Source organism: Microbacterium sp. (genome assembly GCF_031179285.1).
GTDB lineage: Bacteria > Actinomycetota > Actinomycetes > Actinomycetales > Microbacteriaceae > Microbacterium.
Genome location: NZ_JAPSHY010000039.1, coordinates 1 through 17,560, shown reverse-complemented (window position 1 = coordinate 17,560; position 17,560 = coordinate 1). Strand labels below are relative to the sequence as shown.

16 protein-coding genes, 1 tRNA gene and 3 pseudogenes are annotated in these 17,560 nt (G+C 68.2%); 12 read left to right on the top strand and 8 right to left on the bottom strand.

What is annotated here, in order from left to right:
* Window positions 1–878: DNA alkylation repair protein (locus tag RIN18_RS16110; protein WP_309105005.1), on the top strand; the 878-nt coding region annotated here is incomplete at its 5' end.
* Window positions 879–896: 18 nt separating this feature from the next.
* Here RIN18_RS16110 and RIN18_RS16105 read toward each other — a convergent pair.
* Window positions 897–1,799: a LysR family transcriptional regulator gene (locus tag RIN18_RS16105; RefSeq protein ID WP_309105004.1), complete on the bottom strand. Its 903-nt coding sequence runs from the start codon at window positions 1,797–1,799 to the stop codon at window positions 897–899.
* Window positions 1,800–1,872: 73 nt separating this feature from the next.
* On the opposite strand from RIN18_RS16105, the gene RIN18_RS16100 reads away from it, so the two are divergent.
* Both RIN18_RS16100 and RIN18_RS16095 read left to right on the top strand, forming a co-directional pair.
* Window positions 1,873–3,198 (top strand): ArgE/DapE family deacylase, encoded by a 1,326-nt coding sequence (locus RIN18_RS16100; RefSeq protein ID WP_309105003.1) that lies wholly within the window; start codon window positions 1,873–1,875, stop codon window positions 3,196–3,198.
* 148 nt (window positions 3,199–3,346) lie between these two features.
* Entirely contained in the window at window positions 3,347–3,784 is a 438-nt protein-coding gene (locus RIN18_RS16095; protein ID WP_309105002.1) for a hypothetical protein, read from the top strand.
* Between the two features lie 122 nt (window positions 3,785–3,906).
* Here RIN18_RS16095 and RIN18_RS16090 read toward each other — a convergent pair whose 3' ends face one another.
* Complete coding sequence (locus tag RIN18_RS16090) at window positions 3,907–4,932, bottom strand: NADPH:quinone reductase (RefSeq protein ID WP_309105001.1); 1,026 nt, start codon at window positions 4,930–4,932, stop codon at window positions 3,907–3,909.
* 401 nt (window positions 4,933–5,333) lie between these two features.
* Entirely contained in the window at window positions 5,334–6,140 is an 807-nt protein-coding gene (locus tag RIN18_RS16085) for an NAD(P)-binding domain-containing protein (protein WP_309105006.1), read from the bottom strand.
* A gap of 25 nt (window positions 6,141–6,165) precedes the next feature.
* On the opposite strand from RIN18_RS16085, the gene RIN18_RS16080 reads away from it, so the two are divergent.
* Both RIN18_RS16080 and RIN18_RS16075 read left to right on the top strand, forming a co-directional pair.
* Complete coding sequence (locus tag RIN18_RS16080) at window positions 6,166–6,555, top strand: MerR family transcriptional regulator (RefSeq protein WP_309105000.1); 390 nt, start codon at window positions 6,166–6,168, stop codon at window positions 6,553–6,555.
* Between the two features lie 174 nt (window positions 6,556–6,729).
* On the top strand, window positions 6,730–7,437 hold the full coding sequence (locus RIN18_RS16075; protein ID WP_309104999.1) for an MFS transporter: 708 nt from the start codon (window positions 6,730–6,732) through the stop codon (window positions 7,435–7,437).
* Here RIN18_RS16075 and mobF read toward each other — a convergent pair.
* The 3 genes and pseudogenes from mobF to RIN18_RS16060 form a co-directional block, all read right to left on the bottom strand.
* Window positions 7,332–8,066, bottom strand: a pseudogene (gene mobF / locus RIN18_RS16070) (MobF family relaxase); the annotation flags it as partial. The gene RIN18_RS16075 and the pseudogene mobF sit on opposite strands and share 106 nt — an antisense overlap.
* Before the next feature lie 81 nt (window positions 8,067–8,147).
* A complete protein-coding gene (locus RIN18_RS16065) occupies window positions 8,148–8,669 on the bottom strand; it encodes a hypothetical protein (RefSeq protein WP_309104998.1) in 522 nt (173 codons plus the stop codon).
* Between the two features lie 331 nt (window positions 8,670–9,000).
* A complete protein-coding gene (locus tag RIN18_RS16060; RefSeq protein ID WP_309104997.1) occupies window positions 9,001–9,564 on the bottom strand; it encodes an XRE family transcriptional regulator in 564 nt (187 codons plus the stop codon).
* 47 nt (window positions 9,565–9,611) lie between these two features.
* On the opposite strand from RIN18_RS16060, the gene RIN18_RS16055 reads away from it, so the two are divergent.
* The 3 genes from RIN18_RS16055 (at window position 9,612) to RIN18_RS16045 (ending at window position 12,645) form a co-directional block, all read left to right on the top strand.
* Window positions 9,612–10,424, top strand: a complete 813-nt coding sequence (locus tag RIN18_RS16055; RefSeq protein WP_309104996.1) for a class I SAM-dependent methyltransferase — start codon at window positions 9,612–9,614, stop codon at window positions 10,422–10,424.
* Window positions 10,425–10,507: 83 nt separating this feature from the next.
* Window positions 10,508–11,941, top strand: coding sequence for an MFS transporter (locus RIN18_RS16050; protein ID WP_309104995.1), 1,434 nt, complete (start codon window positions 10,508–10,510; stop codon window positions 11,939–11,941).
* A complete protein-coding gene (locus RIN18_RS16045) occupies window positions 11,938–12,645 on the top strand; it encodes a DUF998 domain-containing protein (RefSeq protein WP_309104994.1) in 708 nt (235 codons plus the stop codon). Before RIN18_RS16050 ends, RIN18_RS16045 begins: the two co-directional genes overlap by 4 nt.
* Before the next feature lie 60 nt (window positions 12,646–12,705).
* Here the strand turns inward: RIN18_RS16045 and RIN18_RS17680 are convergent, their stop codons facing one another.
* Window positions 12,706–12,951: a CGNR zinc finger domain-containing protein gene (locus RIN18_RS17680; protein ID WP_375163543.1), complete on the bottom strand. Its 246-nt coding sequence runs from the start codon at window positions 12,949–12,951 to the stop codon at window positions 12,706–12,708.
* Between RIN18_RS17680 and RIN18_RS17675 the strand changes: the two are divergent.
* From RIN18_RS17675 to RIN18_RS17670, 3 genes and pseudogenes are all read left to right on the top strand, one after another.
* Window positions 12,941–13,273, top strand: a pseudogene (locus RIN18_RS17675) (NAD(P)-binding domain-containing protein); the annotation flags it as partial. The gene RIN18_RS17680 and the pseudogene RIN18_RS17675 sit on opposite strands and share 11 nt — an antisense overlap.
* A 38-nt stretch (window positions 13,274–13,311) precedes the next feature.
* On the top strand, window positions 13,312–13,812 hold the full coding sequence (locus RIN18_RS16040; RefSeq protein WP_309104993.1) for an NAD-binding protein: 501 nt from the start codon (window positions 13,312–13,314) through the stop codon (window positions 13,810–13,812).
* A gap of 551 nt (window positions 13,813–14,363) precedes the next feature.
* A pseudogene (locus RIN18_RS17670) lies at window positions 14,364–15,407 on the top strand (recombinase family protein); the annotation flags it as partial.
* 616 nt (window positions 15,408–16,023) lie between these two features.
* Here the strand turns inward: RIN18_RS17670 and RIN18_RS16030 are convergent.
* Window positions 16,024–16,099, bottom strand: a tRNA-Ala gene (locus tag RIN18_RS16030).
* A gap of 81 nt (window positions 16,100–16,180) precedes the next feature.
* Between RIN18_RS16030 and RIN18_RS16025 the strand changes: the two genes are divergently transcribed.
* A complete protein-coding gene (locus RIN18_RS16025) occupies window positions 16,181–17,542 on the top strand; it encodes a potassium transporter TrkG (RefSeq protein ID WP_309104991.1) in 1,362 nt (453 codons plus the stop codon).
* The last annotated feature ends 18 nt before the right edge of the window (window positions 17,543–17,560 follow it).

The window sequence follows — 17,560 nt, the reverse complement described above, 5'->3', positions numbered from 1 at the left end:
TCACCGGCTGGATGCTGTGGCCGGTCTCCGAGGCGATCGTGGCGCGAGCGCTCGCATCCGGCGTGGATCGCGACTTCGACGACGCCATGGCGATGCTGGCGCTGCTCACGACTCGACTGACCGGGGAGTTCGCGATCCGCGGCATGCTCGATGCCAGGCTCGATCGAGCGCTCGAGATCGCGCAGCGCTGGACGGCTGACGAGGACGCTCACGTGCGGCGCCTCGCGAGCGAGGGCACGCGCCCGCACCTGCAGTGGGGCAAGGGGGTGCCCGCGCTGCGCCGGCAGCCGGGCGTCACCCGCCCCATCGTCGATGCGCTGTACCGCGACGAGAGCGAGGTCGTCCGCCGCTCGGTCGCGAACCATGTCAACGACCTGAGCCGAGACGACCCCGACCTCGCCGCGGACATCGTGGGCAGCTGGCTCGACGAGCCTGACGCCAACACCCCGCGCGTCGCCCGGCACGCGCTCCGCACCCTCGTGAAACGGGGACATCCGAAGGCCCTTGCACTGATGGGCTTCCGCGGGGCGCACTTCGATGTCGACGGGCCGGTCCTCTCCTCACTCGAGGTGCCTCTGGGCGATGCGGTCGGCTTCACCGCGCGGGTCACCAACACCGGCCCGGAGACCGCCCGCGCATCCATCGACTTCGTCCTGCACTTCCGCACGGCCCGCGGCACCCACGCGCCGAAGGTCTTCAAGCTCGCATCCCGCTCGATCGAGCAGGGCGAGACGGTCGAGATCGCGAAGTCCTACTCGTTCCGGCCGCGGACGACCCGCACCTTCCATCCCGGCGAGCACGCGATCGAGCTGCAGGTCAACGGACGCGCGTACGGTCGCGCTGCGTTCGAGCTCGTCGTGCGGCCCGGTCTGTCCTGACCTGCGTGCGTTCCTCGGTCAGGTCGACTGCGCGTCGAGCACGTCGACGAGGATGCGCTGCAGCTCGGTGATCGCTCGGGGCGAGGGCGCCTTCGGCCGCACGAACAGGGTGCGGCGCAGGTCGAGCTCCTGCACCGCGGGGAGCGCTCGCACCGCGAAGCGGGTGTCGACCGCGCTCGGGGCGATGACCGTGCACGCGAGCCCCTCCGCGACGAGCCCGTGGATCATGTTCAGATCATCGGTGCGCATGAGCACGCGGGGCTCGAACCCGAGGGTGTGACCGACGCGCCGCAGCACGCGGTCGGAGGTCTCCGACTCGTGCCGGCTGCAGATCCAGTCGGCGTGCGCGAGCTCGCCGATGTCGATCTCCGCGGTGTCGGCGTGCGGGCTGCTCCCGGCCACGAGCACCCGGTAGCGCTCCTCGAGGAGCACCTGCAGCTGCAGGTCGGGTGAGGTGAACGCGGGGTCATCGGCGGAGTCGTAGATGAGGCCGGCGTGGATCTCCCCCGCCTCCAGCAGCTGCACGACCCCGGTCGGCTCCGCCTCGACGACCTCCACCTGCACCGGCATGCGGCGCCTGAGCTCGCGGATCGCTCGCGGCAGCAGCTGCGATCCCATGGAGGCGAACGTGCCGACCCGGATGGTCGCGAGCCCCCGATCGCGCTGCGTCGAGACGAGCAGCTCGGCCTGCTCTAGCCGGGCGAGGATCTGCACGGCCTCCTCGACGAGCACCGCGCCCAGTGCCGTGAGCCGGGCGCCGCGTCGATCCCGCTCGACGAGCCGCGCGCGGAAGTGCCGCTCGAGCGACGCGAGATGGTGGGCGATGGTCGGCACGCCGTAGCCCATCGACTCGGCGGCGGCGGTCAGCGACCCGCGGTCTCGGATGGCGACCAGGACGCGGAGCTGCTGCGGTTGGATCACATATAGAGCGTATGAGATTGCGTACGACTTCGCGCTATTCCTTCGAAGGCCCGAGTCGCCGTACGTTCACGACGTGACCTCCCCGCAGTCCCTCCTCACCAGCGTCCCCGCCGCCGTGTCGCTCCCCGGCCTCTCCGCAGCGGAGACCCGAGTGCTCGACGCGATCGACGTGGATGCGCTCGTCAGCGACCTCGTCGAGCTGATCCGCGTCCCGAGCGTGACCGGCACCGACGCGGAGTCCGACCTCCAGCACCGGCATGCACGGCGGCTGGCATCGCTCGGCTTCGACGTCGACGTGTGGAAGCTCGACCTCGACGGCCTGGCAGCGCATCCCGACTTCCCGGGCACCGAGGCGCCGCGCACCGAGGGCTACGGCGTCGTGGGCGTGCTCGGCGACGACGGCAGCGTTCCCGCGCTCGTGCTGCAGGGGCACGTGGATGTCGTCCCGACCGGCGACCTCGACCGGTGGCAGGACCGCGATCCCTTCAGCGGCGCCATCCGCGACGGCGCCGTGCACGGCCGGGGCGCGTGCGACATGAAGGCGGGCGTCGCGGCGAACATGGCCGTCGCTCGCGCCCTCGTCGCATCAGGCGTGCGACTCGAGCGATCGTTCGCGCTCCACGCCGTCGTCGGCGAGGAGGACGGCGGCCTCGGCGCCTTCGCGACCATGCTGCGAGGCCACCGGGGCGAGGCGGCCGTCATCACCGAGCCCACGAGCACCAACCTCGTGGTCGGCAACGCGGGCGCGCTGACCTTCGAGCTGCGCGTCGCCGGCCGCGCAGCGCACGGCAGCGCCCGGCTGAGCGGCTACAGCGCCATCGACGCGTTCCTGCCCGTGCGCGCAGCGCTGAGCGAGCTCGAGCGCGAGCGCAACGCCCGTCCTGATCGGCTGTTCGACGGCAATCCGCTGCCCTACCCCATCTCGATCGGCACGATGCGCGCCGGCGACTGGGCGAGCAGCGTGCCCGACCTGCTGATCGCGGAGGGACGCCTCGGCGTGCGGCTCGGCGAGCCGGTGACCGCCGCCCGGGCCGCGCTCGAGCGGTCGATCGCCGAAGCCTGCCGGCACGACCCGTGGCTGCGCGACCACCCCGTGCGCGTGCGCTGGCCCGGCGGGCAGTTCGCGAGCGGGCAGCTCGACGCCGCGCATCCCCTCGTCGACGAGGTGCTCGGCGCCATCCGCCGTACCGAGCATCGCGAGGCGCGCCTCGCCGGCGCGCCGTACGGCAGCGACCTGCGTCTCTACGCCGGGATGGGTGGCATCCCAACGCTCCACTACGGCCCCGGCGACGTGCGCTACGCCCACGCACCGCGCGAGCAGGTCCAGATCGACGAGCTCATCGCGACCACGCGCTCGCTCGCCGTGCTCGCCGCCAGGCGCTGCGGCGCGCACCTGTAGACGTTCGGGGCACGGCTGCGCGCGGATCGTCGAGACGCAGCGAGATCTGCCGCTGCGCTCGCGATCGACGACGGATCATCCGCCGGGATGAGGCTGATCCGCCGCTCGTCCGACGCGCCGCAGCGGCACCGCGCGATGGGATGAGGGCATGACACGACGCAACACCTCCCTCGCCGCCCTGGCGGCGGCCACCCTCACGGTCGCAGCGCTGACCGGATGCGCAGGCATCACCGATCCCTTCAGCCGGGTCCACAGCGAATCGTTCGACACCCGCGCCGACGCGGCGAGCGGCTGGGTCGGTGTGCCGATGCCGGAGTGGCTGCCCAGCGACGCCGCCGACATCCGCACGACCGCGACGCACGACGAGACCAACGCGGTCATCGCCTTCACCGGCAGCGAGCCGACCGACTGCACGACCGCGGCACGCTCGTCGTTGCCGTTCGACGGGCGCTACGGCGGCTTCGAGGATGCGAGCGAGCTGCCCGACGAGGTGCTGTGGTGCGGGCCCTACGAGGTGCACGAGATGCCCGAGGGATGGCTGGCATGGTTCACCGCGACGGAGACCGGGGAGACTCCGGTCTCCTGATGGGATCAGCCGGGCTGCAACTGCCCGGCGAGCACGAAGACTGCCGGGTGGACCGGGGCAACCGAGCCCGCCCGGCGTCCGTCGGAGTCGCGCGACAGGAAGCTACCGTGCCTGGGGATCCCTCAGCGCAGGTCGTCCGCGACGCTGATGAGCACCTTCCCGGTGACTCCGTCTTCGACGGCGTCGTGCGCGGACGCCGTCTCCTCGAGGGAGAACCACGTCAGCGGCAGCCCGGCTTCCGCCCCCACGGGAAGAGCGCCCGCCTCGAGCGCGGCAGTGATGTCTTCCGCAGCCGCCGCGAGTGCCTCCGGGCCGACGGTGTAGAGCAGCAGGCCCTGCCAGCGGACGTTCTTCGCGAAGCTCGCCATGATCGGAGCGGTGAACTCGTCACCGTTGTTGTTCGCGTAGTACGCGATGCTGCCGTGGTTGGCGAGCACCTCGACATCGAGCGCGGCGTTCTGAGCGGGCGCGACCTCGACGATGTGGTCGACGCCGCTCGGAGCGACGGACGACACCTTCGCCGAGAGCCCGTCGTCCGGGTACTGGAAGACGTGATGCGCGCCGGCTGCGCGGGCCAGGGCTGCCTTGTCGTCGTTGCTGACCGTGGCGATCACGGTCGCACCCGCCCACGCCGCCAGCTGGATGGCGGCGTGGCCGACGGCCCCTGCTCCCCCTTGCACCAGTACGACACGGTCGTCGAGGGTGCCGGGCGCGAGGCGCGCCGGGCCGAACTCGTGCACGGTGAGTGCGCGGTGCGCGGTCATGGCGGGAACGCCCAGGCTCGCGGCGACGTCGAATCCGATGCCGTCGGGCAGCCGGACGACGCGACGTGCCGGCACGACCGTGAACTCCTGCGCGGTCCCCGTCGGACGCTGGTGGGCGGCGAGGAAGAGCCAGACGCGATCGCCGACCTTCAAGTCCTCGACGTCCGAGCCGACAGCGTCGACGACGCCGGCCCCATCCTGGTTCGGGACGATCTCCTCGAACGCGAGGGGCCGGCTGCCCGAGCGGGCCTTCCAATCCGTCGGGTTCACGCCCGACACGGCGACACGGACTCGCACTTCATCGGGACCGGGCGCGGCGGGCTCGCGGTCGGTGAGCTCGAACACCGACGAGGGACCGGACCGGGAGTAGATGATGGCTCGCATGGTGGGTGCAAGTTGGACGCGGCGGCGAATATTCCTCTGACGCCTTCGGCAGACCACCGCGCGAGGCGGCACCACCGGCTGCCGCGGCCATGCTCGATGGCGCCATCGTCGCCGATGCGCCGTTCGCGCACTCGCCCTGGAGCGCTCGACAGGGGCCGGCCCTCGCCGCCGGGCATCGAGCGGCGGGAGCCGAGATGGAACCGGTGAGCGGGCGCGATCGGGCCGGTCGCCCCGGCCGCTTGACAGGCCGATGACGACGAGCGCGTCAGTGGAGGAGACGGTCCGCCATCCTCCGGCCCGCGATCGCACAGCGCTCGCGAGGTGGATGCGCGTGGTCGGCTTCGCCTTGCTCGCGCTTCCCGTCCTCCTGATCGAGCTGATTCCCGCGCGAGTCGACGGCGTCAGCTGTAGCTGGCTCGGTTCACAGCCACGAGGAACCGGCCGTCCGTGGCGTCGCCTCCGGCTCTGACGTAGTCACCGATGACGGCCATCGCGAGGTCGCGGCGCTGGGGAACCCGTTCCTTCTCCGCTGCAGCCAGCCAGTCCGGCATCTCGGTGCGCGTTCGGTCGGTGCAATAGACGGGTGCGCCCGGCTGCTGGCGCCAGGATTCCGCGAGGACGCCGGCGTCGACGGCATCGAAGCCGGTCTGCTCCACGAGCCGCATCGCGAGCCGGCGATCGGTGTCACGATCAGCCGCCACGGGGATGGCGACGCGAAGAGGGTCACCCGGCTCGGACGCCTTCGCGTCGAAGGACTGCGATGTGATCGCGTTCCATGCCTTCGCGACGGGGCGCCCGAAGAGCGCCGACAGCCACACGGTCTCGGGGACGCCCTCCTCGAACTCCCGCACGGAACCGTCGCGCATCGGGTAGTAGTTCGATGTGTCGATGATCACCGCTTCCGCCGGGGCCGAACGGACGTACTCGGCGATGTCGGCGTTGCGGTTCATCGGAACCGACACGATCAGGACGTCCACGCCCTGAACGGCCTCGGCGGCGGTGACCGCTCGAGCGCCGGTCCGGAGCGCTGCTTCGCGGATCGTCTGGGGGCCGCGCGAGTTCGCTATGGCGACGTCGTGCCCGTGCCGACTCAGGCGGCGGGCGATGGTGGAGCCGATGGACCCGGCACCGATGATCCCGATCTTCAGACGTTCTTCTTCTCGTTCCTCAGGCATATCACTATGATGAACCTTGCCATTAGTGTGAATGTCAAGTCGTTGCAGGAGAAGACGCGTGCGTATCGGTGAACTGTCGCGGAGGACGGGCGTCCCGTCCCGGATGCTCCGATACTACGAGGAACAGGGCCTCATCGCTCCGAGGAGACTCGACAACGGCTACCGGGAGTACGACGACTACCTGGTCGATCGCGTAGGCAAGATCAGGGGCCTCATCGATGCGGGCATCCCGACTCGGATCGTGACGAACATCCTTCCCTGCCTGGGACAGCCTCAGACCATCATCGTCGAGAACGCCGACCCCGCTCTCTACGATCTGCTCGAGACCGAACGCGATCGGATGAGCGAGAAGATCGACTTCCTCGCCCACAACCGCGACGCCCTCACCAGCTATCTCGAGGCCCTCCGTCTGGCTGGCATCCAGTCGCCGCAGAGCAAGGCGAGCTGAGCGGCGTCGCTGCGCCCAGGTGACGACGGCCGGGCGACTTGACCTTCTCACTAGTGAGAAGGTTGAGAATGGTCACTGACGAGCGCTCCAACGGTGCGGTGCTCTGTCCGGGTGTCTTCCTGCTGCACACCACCCGGCCGATCGTTCGCGCGCCTACCTCGGAGCCAGCACCTCATGACCACTGACATTCACATCACCCCTGACACGGAGTCGATCGCCGTCGTCCCGGGTCGCGTCGGGGCGGGAGCGACGAAGCGGCTGTCCCCGGGCGAGGTCGTGACGATCGCCGTCCTGGTCTTCTCCGCATTCGTGGCGTTCCTGTCCGAGATGGTCGTCGGGGTCGCGCTGCCGCGGATCATGGACGACCTCGACATCACGGCGACGACGGGGCAGTGGCTGACCACCGGGTACGCACTCACCCTCGCGGTGATCATCCCGACCACCGGCTGGGTCATGCAGCGCTTCCAGCTCCGGACGATCTTCATCGGCAGCGTCGGGGTGTTCATCCTGGGAACCGCGATCGCGGCCGTCGCCCCCGGCTTCGAACTGCTGCTCACCGGCCGCATCGTGCAGGCATTGGGGACGGCCGTGCTGGTTCCGCTCCTGATGACGACGTCGATCGGTCTCGTCGCGCCGTCTCGTCGGGGCCAGATGATGGCGTTGGTCACGGCTGTGACGGCTGTCGCGCCCGCTCTCGGCCCGGCGTTCTCCGGTCTCGTGATGGCGCAGCTCACTTGGCGGTGGCTGTTCATCATCATCCTGCCGCTGTCGATCCTCGGCCGCCCGTCCAACGACCGCCACTTGCCATCGAGAACGGTCTGCACCTTGTTGCTGATGACGACGTGCGTGTGCAGGTGCGGATCACCCGCCCGCGAGTCGTAATGATCGAACGCCGTAGCGACCAGGCCGCGGACGTCGACCTGCGCAACCGCACCGCCGCGACCGGTTGCGCCCGTGCGCGTGGCTGCAACCTCCCGCTCCATGAACGCAACCACCTCCGCAACCGCCGCATGATGCGCGTCCGCAATCAATGCCTGCGTCCCGGCATCCGCGACCGCCCACAAGACGCTCGCAGATTTCGGAATGCTGAACGTGAAGTCGAACCCCGCAACCGCGCGCCGCGTCCCACGCTCGGCCTCCTCGGCCTCGATTGCGGTGACCACCTCCGCGCGTGACGCCGGCCCGAGGGATGGATCGAGTGCCACGGTGCGCGCCTCGACCCGCTCGGCAACGCTCCGGCATTCGGGATAGGCACGGCCGAGCGGATCCCCGGTGATCGGGTCACGACCCATACCGACCAAGAGCTGGAGCTGGGCTTCGGAGACCCGATCGCCCACGCTGATCCGCCCGCCGCCGAGTGTGGCGACTCCAGTGCCGAGCCAGCGCCCCGGCGGGGTGCCCTCGGCGTTGTAGTAGCGCGTCAGGGGCGTGGAGAGCGACCTGTCGCCGTCGCCGGCCGCGACAGTGCGCAGCAGGTACTTGTAGCCGTCACCCGCCGACATCACACGCATCGAAACAGTCACGCTGGCTAGGTAGACGGCTATCCGCACGAGACGCGACTCGTGACGAACGCCGAGCGGTGCTGTGCCCGCCTACAGGTCCTGCGGAGGCAGAGCGATCGGGTCCTCGGCATCGGCAACGTGACGCAGAATGACGGCAACCTTCGGCATGACCTCTGCGAGGAGCTGCTCGAACAGCGCTGGGTGCTCTCCAGCTGACATTGAGATCCCCGTCAGCAGGCGCTCGATTGACGGCTGCTCTCGACCAGCTTCGTGGTAGAGGCGACGGGTCGTCAAGGCGAGTGACGTCACGAACTCTGCCGCGAAATCACGGTTGCTCGGAGACGCCATGAACGTCTTGACCACATCCGCAGCCAGGTTGTCGGGTACGACGCTCAAGACGTCATTCCCACCTGCATCCGCGTCAGAGTGTCGGGTACCACGCGCGAACATCCGGTACGCCTGCGACTCCCCAAGCCCTCGGGCCAATGTCGCCAGTTCCACATCGCTGAGCGTCGGTGCCAGATAGCTCACGAGCTTCGCCTCCGGAACGCCTCGCATCCCGATCGGGATCGCCTCGCCCGCCCGCGCTCGCGCGACCAGTTCCGGCAGCATCCGCCTCGCTTCAGCCTTGCCATACACCACCATCTGCCCTCCAATGAATGAGTTGTACCTAAGTGTACATATAAGTACACCTTGATCTGCAAGAGGCGTGGTGGCTCTGAAGCGAGGTTCGGAACGACAGCTCGGCAGAGGCGACGGCCGGTGCGAGATCGGGCATAGGCGGCGGTGCGAGCACCTGTTACGTCGAGGACCGCGTCGCGATCGGCGGTGATCCCCTTTACGGCCACGTCTGGACCTTGGTATCCCGCGCCGAATCGTTCTGGACCGCGCGTGGTCCGGTCAACATCGATTCGGCACGAGCGGCACAGGCCGAGCAAGAACGCTATTCGTGAGCGTGTTTTCCTTCCGCGGTCAGGATAGTTAGGACTTCTACAGGTTGAGGACCATGCGCGCCGATGGCGTGCGGGATCATGGTGGAGAACTCGGCGGCGTTGCCTTGCTCGACGATGATGAGTCGTTCGCCGAGGCGGAGTGCTGCGGTGCCAGTGAGGACGGTGAACCAGTCTCGGCCGGGGTGGACGCCTGCTTCTTCGAGGGGCGACGGGGGTGTGGTGATTCGCATCTTCGCGACGGTGAGTCCGCCGGGTGTGCGTGAGGAGGCGAGAGTCCAGGTGGTCATGCCTCGCCCCTCGTATTGGTGTGGCCGGATGACGACGTCTTCATCGTCGGGTGATTCGACGAGTTGGTCGATGGTCGCGTCGAGCGCACGAGCGATAGGCACGAGTTGGTCGAGGGCGATACGGCGGCCACCGGTCTCGATGCGGCTGAGGTTGGACGGACTCAGGTAGGCGCGTTCTGCGAGGGTGTCGAGGGACCAGCCTCGGGCGAGCCGCAATGCCCGAATCCGTTGTCGCACAAGTCGGTCCACATCCAGGTCTTGCTTCATAGGCAAGAGTGTATGCTCCAGGAGCACTTCGCGTCTACGGTAGAGACATGGCCATGCGAGAACCCCACCTTCCGCACTCTCATCCGCACTTTCCCGGGTCGTCGCTTTTCGAACTCGATTCGCGGATTCACGCCGGGCTTATCGAGGACGCACTGACCGCGGTGGTGGACGTCGCTCACCCGGACCTGGTCCGTCGAGTACTGGATGTCGGTGCGGGGACCGGCTCGGCGACTTTCCGGCTGGCCGGCCGGTATGCGGATGCGGAAGTGGTCGCGCTGGATGCGAATCGTTCGATGACGCACCGGATCTCAGCGCGCGCGTCACAGGCCGGCCTCGCTCGTGTGACCACGGTGAACCGTTCCGTGCTGGAGTCCGGTCTGGAACCGGGGTCGATCGATCTGGTGTGGGCGTCGTCCGTGTTCCACGAGTTCGACAACCCGGCCCAGGAGCTCGCGGCCTTGTCGCGTCTGATCCGTAGTGGCGGGGTGCTGGCGGTCCTGGAGATGGATGCCCCTCCGCGTGTCCTGCCCGCTGAGTACGAGCGAGTCGAGTCGCGGCTGCGGGATCTCACGAATGCGGACGCGATACCCGTCGACTGGACCGGCCAGATCAGCGCGGCAGGTTTCGAGGGGGTCTCGAAGAACACGCTCTCCAGCGATCAAGTACTTGCTGCCGACTGTCCGGGCGGAGACTACGCGCGTGCGGAGCTACGCCGTCTCGCTCACCACGCCGCGGGTGGCCTGAACGCCGCCGAGCGAATGCAACTCGAACAGATCCTCGACACTGCCCCTGGGCATGAGCATCTTCCGCAGGTGCATATCCGAGGCACACGAACGCTCTGGCTCGCCCGTCGGCTCTGACACCGCCCGCCGACCGGTTCGCTCTCGACGACGGCCCTCGCTTCTCACCAACCCCGGACCTCCACGAAAGAGATCTCTTCGCCATGCCCGAAAACCCTCCCACAGCCCCGACGGTCCCCTCGATCGCACGTCGGTGGTGGTTGCTGACCGTCCTCGCGCTCGCGCAGTTGATGATCGCGTTGGACACGACCATCGTCACGATCGCGCTGCCCTCGGCTCAGGCTGACCTCGGTTTCCCCGACAGCTCCCGCCAGTGGATCATCACCGGCTATGCGCTCACGTTCGGAAGCCTGCTGCTGCTCAGCGGCCGACTCGGCGACCGGTGGGGAAGGAAGCAGACCCTCATCGCCGGGCTCGTCGGCTTCGCGATCGCTTCCGCGATCGGCGGCGCGGCCCCGTCGGTGGAACTGCTGATCGCGGCCAGGATCGCTCAGGGCGCGTTCGCGGCCCTGCTCGCGCCCTCGGCGCTGGCGCTCGTGTCGGTCTCCTTTACGGATGAAAAGGAGCGCGGGAGGGCGTTCGGGATCTTCGGTGCCGTCTCCATGGTCGGAACCACCATCGGACTCCTCCTCGGCGGGGCGCTCACGGAGGCGCTGTCGTGGCGGTGGACGATGTACATCAACACCGTGATCGCGATCCCCGCGATCATCGGGGCCCTCATCCTGCTGCCGCGCGTCGCCGCCGGCGCCCGGCAGCGCCTCGACATCCCGGGCGCGGTGGCCGTCGCCGGCGGGTTCTTCGCCCTGGTGCTCGGCACCTCCCACGCCGAGACCAACGGGTGGGCGGCACCGGCGACGATCGCCTACCTCGCCGTAGCGCTCATCCTGCTGATCGTCTTCGTGGTCATCCAGACCCGAACCAACACGCCTCTGCTCCCGCTACGCGTCATCCTAGACCGCGCCCGCGGAAGCGCGCTCATCGCACTGCTGCTGTCCTCAGCCGGCCTCTTCACCACGTTCCTGTTCCTGCCGTTCTACCTTCAAACGACCCTTGGATACCCCCAACTGGTCACCGGCCTCGCCTTCCTCCCCGTGCCCATCGCCCTGGTCGCCTCAGCGGTGTTCATCGGCCCCGCCCTCACCCGCCGGTTCACCGCCCGCCCTGTGGTGCCCCTCGGCCTCGCCGTGGCTGGCGTCGGCGCACTGCTCCTGACCCGGCTGGGGACGACCGCGAACTACACCACCGACCTGCTACCCAGCCTGCTCCTCATCGGCGCGGGAATCGGACTGGTCATCGCGACCGCCACCGGCTCCGCGACCGCCGGAGTCGACCACGCCGACGCCGGCGCAGCCGCCGCGAGCGTCAACGCCGCCCAGCAGATCGGCGGCTCCGTCGGCGTCGCCGCCCTCAGCACCATCGCCGCCTCCGCCGCGGCCACGTTCCTCACCGCCCACCCCGGCCACGACGCAGCCGCCGCCGTCCACAGCTACACCACCGCGTACACCGGCGTCGGCATCCTTTTCCTCGCCGGCGCCGCGCTCACCGCCCTCATCCACCCGAAGGACCACACCAAGTGACCACCACAACCCCCGCCCCCGTCGCGGCACGACCGCGCACCGCGACGATCGGAGCAATCCTCCTCATCGCCGGCACCCTGCAGTTCTTCATCGCCCACCTCATCACGCAAGCCGCATGGACCTCACCGGCCTACAGCTTGTGGAACAACTACATCAGCGACCTCGGCGCGACCGTCTGCGGCCCCGTCCTGCAGAACTACGTCTGCTCACCACTTCACCCGATCATGAACGCCGCCTTCATCCTCCAAGGCGTCCTCCTGCTCATCGGCATCGGACTGCTCATCCGATCCCGCCTCGTCCACACCCGCCCCCGCGCCTGGCAGATCATGGTCGCCATCGCCGGGATCTCCTGGATACTCGTCGGACTCATGCCCGAAAACGTCAACCTCACCGGCCACTCCATCGGCGCACTGCCCATCTTCATCCTCGGCAACATCGCCCTCATCGCCGCCGGCATCTCCCGCTCAACACGCACCATGCCCGTCGCCCGACGCTCCGCCGTCATCCTCGGCATTGCCGGACTCATCGGCTTCATCCTCACCGCAATCGCCGTCAGCAACCCCACCGGCCCCATCGGCATCGGCGTAGCAGAACGAATCACCGTCTTTCCCCTCCAGATCTGGGCGCTGATCGCCGGCGCCGCCATCCTTCGCTCACCGATGACAACGTCTCGCGAAGACCACAGCGACATCGCTGGGGTGTGACCCCTCCAGTAGCTCGACGGAGCACCTCCACTCATGGGAATGCTTCCCGGACTGTCAGGCTCACCTCACTGGATGCGGCCAGGGCGGCGTTCCTGGGCGAGTAGGCATCCGGTTTTTCTTGTTCTTGTTCCCGCAGATGTTCGTCGTGCACCAGCGACGGTTGTTCTCTCTGCTGCTGTCGAGATACAGGCAGGCGCGGTCGGGGCCGTTGACTATCCCACCTCGAAATGACCAGCCCCGGCGTCCTCGCAGCCGAAGCGTCAGAGTCCGGTCCACATCACGAAGGAGCACACGAATGAGCAGCATTGCCGTCATCGGCCTGGGAGCCATGGGAACCCCCATCGCCCGCAGCCTTCACAAAGCCGGCCACGAGGTCACGGTCTGGAACCGGTTACCCGGCCCCGCCCGGGCTCTCGCCGCCGAAGGACTCCGGGTCACCGGGGGCATCGAAGGGGCATGGGACAGCGGGGTCGTGTTCTCCATGCTTTCCCATGACCACGCCGTCACCGAGACGTTCCTGAGCTCGGGTCTGCTGGATGTCGCGCCTGCGGGCAGCGTGCACGTCAACCTCGCCACCGTTAACCCCGAACTGGCCCGTCGTGCCGCCGAGCTGCACGCCGAGCACGGCGTCGGTTATCTCGCGCGCCGGTCTTCGGCCGTGTCGCCGTGGCGGAGGCCGCAGGCCTCAACGTCCTCGCCGCCGGGGCTCCCGACGTCATCGAGCGGGAGCAGCCGTTCCTTGACGCCATCGGCACCCGCACCGGGAACCTCGGCCAGCAACCCGAGCAGGCCAACGTGGTGAAGATCCTCGGGAACTACCTCGTCGCCTGCGCCATCCAATCCCTCGGGGACGCCACCGGCATGACCGAGCACGTCGGCGGCAGACCGACGCAACTGATCGACCTACTCACCACAACGCTGTTCCCCGGCGCCGTTTACACCTCCTACGGTTCCCTGATCGCCGAGCACCGCTACCAGCCCGCCGGCTTCACGACCAGCCTCGGACGCAAGGATGTCCACCTCGCCCTCGATACCGCACGGGACGGCGGACTGATCCCGCCGTTCGGAGACGCGCTCCGCACAGCGCTCGACAAGGCTGTCGGCCGGGGGCACGGGGACGATGATCGGGCCTCGATCGCTGAACTCCAACGCCCCGCACGCACATGAGCTGCGCCCACCGCTGCGAGCACGGCAGGCAGAGTAGTGACAGTCGCGGCTGGATAATGCGTGTCGCAAACGGTGCTCTGTGGTGCCGGTGGTCCCGCTGATCGCTATCGAGTCGACACGCACCCTCCCAACCAATCGAGTCGTGTTCCACGACGCCAAGATCATGCACGTTATGGAGGGTGCCGTCGACGTCGAGACAACGGATGGCGTACTCGCGCTCGCACCCGGAGCCTCGTTCGCGGTCGGCTCGGGACGCTGGTGTCTGATGCGTCCACGCCCGCACGTGCGTGTATGGACGGTGTATGCCAAGGAGAGCTTCCTGCGCCGCCACGACACCGCCCATGTCTCCCGAGCCGCGAGAAGACGGCGGAGTAGAATAGATCCGACGCCACGGTCGAATCACTCGATCCGGCCGGGTGCGCAGTCCTGTTGCCTTCGTGGCTTACCGACGGCCCTCGTGCCGCAGGTCGTGTTTCCGATTACGAGTCGCACCGTGCGACGGCTCTGCCCGTCGTGCTGGCTCCCACCATCGGTGAGAGGAAACACGACTCATGACTCTGGCGCCCCCAGCACCGCCTTCCAGTCTCGACCGCCTTGGCGAGACCACCACGCTCGCCGTCTCCTACCTCCGCGTCTCCACCAAGGAGCAGGCGGAGCGCGGTGGACGCGACGAGGGATTCTCCATCCCCGCCCAGCGTGACGCGAACCTCCGCAAGGCCCGCGACCTCAACGCCATCGTTATCGAGGAGTTCGTGGACGCGGGCGAATCCGCGCGCAGGGCCGACCGGCCCGAGCTGATGCGGATGATCGAGTACGTCAAGACACACCCCGTCGCCTACTGCATCGTTCACAAGGTCGACCGTCTCGCTCGCAACCGCGCCGACGACGTGACGATCCACCTCGCGCTCAAAGAGGCCGGGGTGATGCTCGTCTCCGCGACCGAGAACATTGACGAGACCCCGAGCGGGATGCTGCTGCACGGCATCATGTCCACGATCGCGGAGTTCTACTCCCGCAACCTCGCCAACGAGGTCGCTAAGGGCATGACGCAGAAGGCCGCGACCGGCGGGACCGTTGGCCGCGCACCTATCGGCTACCTCAATGTCCACAAGCGCGACGAGCTCGGCCGCGACGTTCCCACGGTGATCCCGGACCCCGACCGTGCCGCGCTGGTGCGGTGGGCGTTCGAAGCCTACGCGACCGGAAACTACTCGACCTCGATGCTGCACAGCGAGTTGATCGACCGCGGTCTGACGACAGTCGCGACGCCGAAGCGGCCCTCGAAATCGCCCGGCCTGACGACGATCCAGGACATGCTCTCCAACCCCTATTACAAGGGCGACATCATCTTCCGAGGCGCCCGCTACGACGGGCTCCACGAGCCGTTGGTCAGCGCCGAAATCTGGTACCGGGTGCAGAACGTCCTCACCGCGCACCAAGTCTCAGGTGAGAAGACGCAGACCCACGAGCACTACCTGAAAGGCTCGATCTACTGCGGGGACTGCGGCTCCCGGCTCATGGTGACCCACGCCAAGAACCGCCACGGCAACGTCTACCCGTACTTCATGTGCGCCGGCCGGCACTCCAAGCGGACGACCTGCACCCGCCAGGCCATGCCGATCCACGACATTGAGGAGAAGATCGAGGACTACTACCAGCGCGTGCAGATTCCCGAGCACATCGTCACCGCGCTGCGGCACATGCTCACCCGCCAGTTCGATGACCTCCACGCAGCGAGCAAGGCCGAACGACACACCCTCGCTGCGGAGCGCGACAAGCTCCGCGAGGAACGGCGCAGCCTGCTGCACGCCCACCACGCCGGAGCCGTGCCACTGGATCTGCTCAAAGAGGAACAGGACCGCATCGCCCGCCGACTCGCGTTCCTCGACTCGCGCATCGACGCCGGCCAGGTCGAGTACGACCAGGCCAAGGCACACCTGGAAGACTGCCTGGCGCTCGCCGGCGACATGCACGCGATCTACATGAGCATTGACGACTCGCTCCGACGCATCTGCAACCAGGCATTCTTCGACCGCATCAACGTCTACGAGCTGGATGACGGCGGCGGCGTCGTGGATGCGGAACCGGGCGAGCCCTTCGACACGTTGCTCGATCCTTCGCTCCACGCCGCAGCGCTGACCTACGAGGCCAGGCTACGGGCGGGAGAGGACGTAAAACCCGCTGACGTCGCGGGTTTGAACATCCAATCTATGGTGGATCTGGGGGGACTCGAACCCCCGACCCCCTGCATGCCATGCAGGTGCGCTACCAGCTGCGCCACAGACCCTCTGCTGCTCTCGGAGCAACCAGGTAACTCTACAACAGGTTGGTACGGGAAGTCACATCGGCGGGCGTAGGCTCATCGCTCGTGCAAGCCACACGTCCCCGCAGGGGGCTCAGCCAGCTCTGGGAGCGACAGCATCCCGCCCGGCGCATCTTCACCGGTTTCGTCATCCTCAACCTCGTCGGCTGGGCGCTGCTCATGCTGCCGATGTCGAAGCAGGGCCCGGGTGGCGCGAGCTGGATCGAGGCGCTCTTCACGGCGGTCTCGGCCGCGTGCGTGACCGGTCTCACGGTCGTCGACACCGCGACCCACTGGACGCCCTTCGGGCAGGTCGTCATCCTGCTGCTCATCCAGCTCGGCGGTCTCGGCGTGATGGTCTTCGCGAGCCTCGTCGGCATCGTGGTCGTGAAGCGCCTCACCCTCGGCTCGCGGCTCACGACGGCGCAAGAGGCGCACGCTGCGGGCATCGGCGGCCTGCAGTCGCTCGTCGTCAGCATCCTGCGCATCGCCCTTGTCGTCGAGGGCGTCGTCGCGCTCGTGCTGTGGCTGCGCTTCTGGATGCGCGGCGAGGACCCGCTGCACGCCCTGTGGCTCGGGGTCTTCCACGCCGTCTCGAGCTACAACAACGCCGGCTTCGCGCTCTTCAGCGACAACCTCATGGGGTTCGTCGACGACCCCTGGATCCTGCTGCCGCTCGCCGCCGCGACGATCATCGGCGGGCTCGGCTTCCCGGTCATCATGCAGATCCTCAAGCACGCGCCGCATCCGCGCCGCTTCTCGATGCACACGTGGCTCGTGCTCGTCGGCACCGGCTCGCTGCTCCTCGTCGGCACCGTGGCCATCGCGCTCCTCGAGTGGAACAACCCGGGATCGCTCGGCTCCCTCTCCCCCGGCACGCGCATCCTCGAGTCGTTCTTCCACTCGGTGCAGACCCGCACCGCCGGGTTCAACGCGCTCGACATCGGCCAGTTCGAGCCCGAGACGCTGCTGGTGATGGATGTGCTGATGTTCATCGGCGGCGGACCGGCCGGCACCGCTGGCGGCATCAAGATCACGACCTTCGGCGTGCTCGCGGCGATCATCATCGCCGAGGTGCGCGGCGACACGACGGTGACGCTCTTCGGCAAGCGACTGTCGCGCGCAGTGCACCGCGAGGCGACCACGATCGCGCTGCTCGCGGTCGGGCTGTGCTTCGCCGCGACGCTCGCGATCATGCACCTGACCGACATCGACCACGACCGCGTGCTGTTCGAGGTCGTCTCGGCGTTCGGCACCGTCGGCCTCTCGACCGGCATCACGGCATCTGTCGGCACGCCGAGCCAGCTCATCCTCATCGCCCTCATGTTCATCGGCCGCGTCGGCCCCATCACGGTCGCGACGACGCTCGCCCTCCGACCCCGCAGGCTCATGTACGAGCTGCCCAAGGAAAGGCCCATCATTGGCTAGGCTCCGCAACCCCTTCGA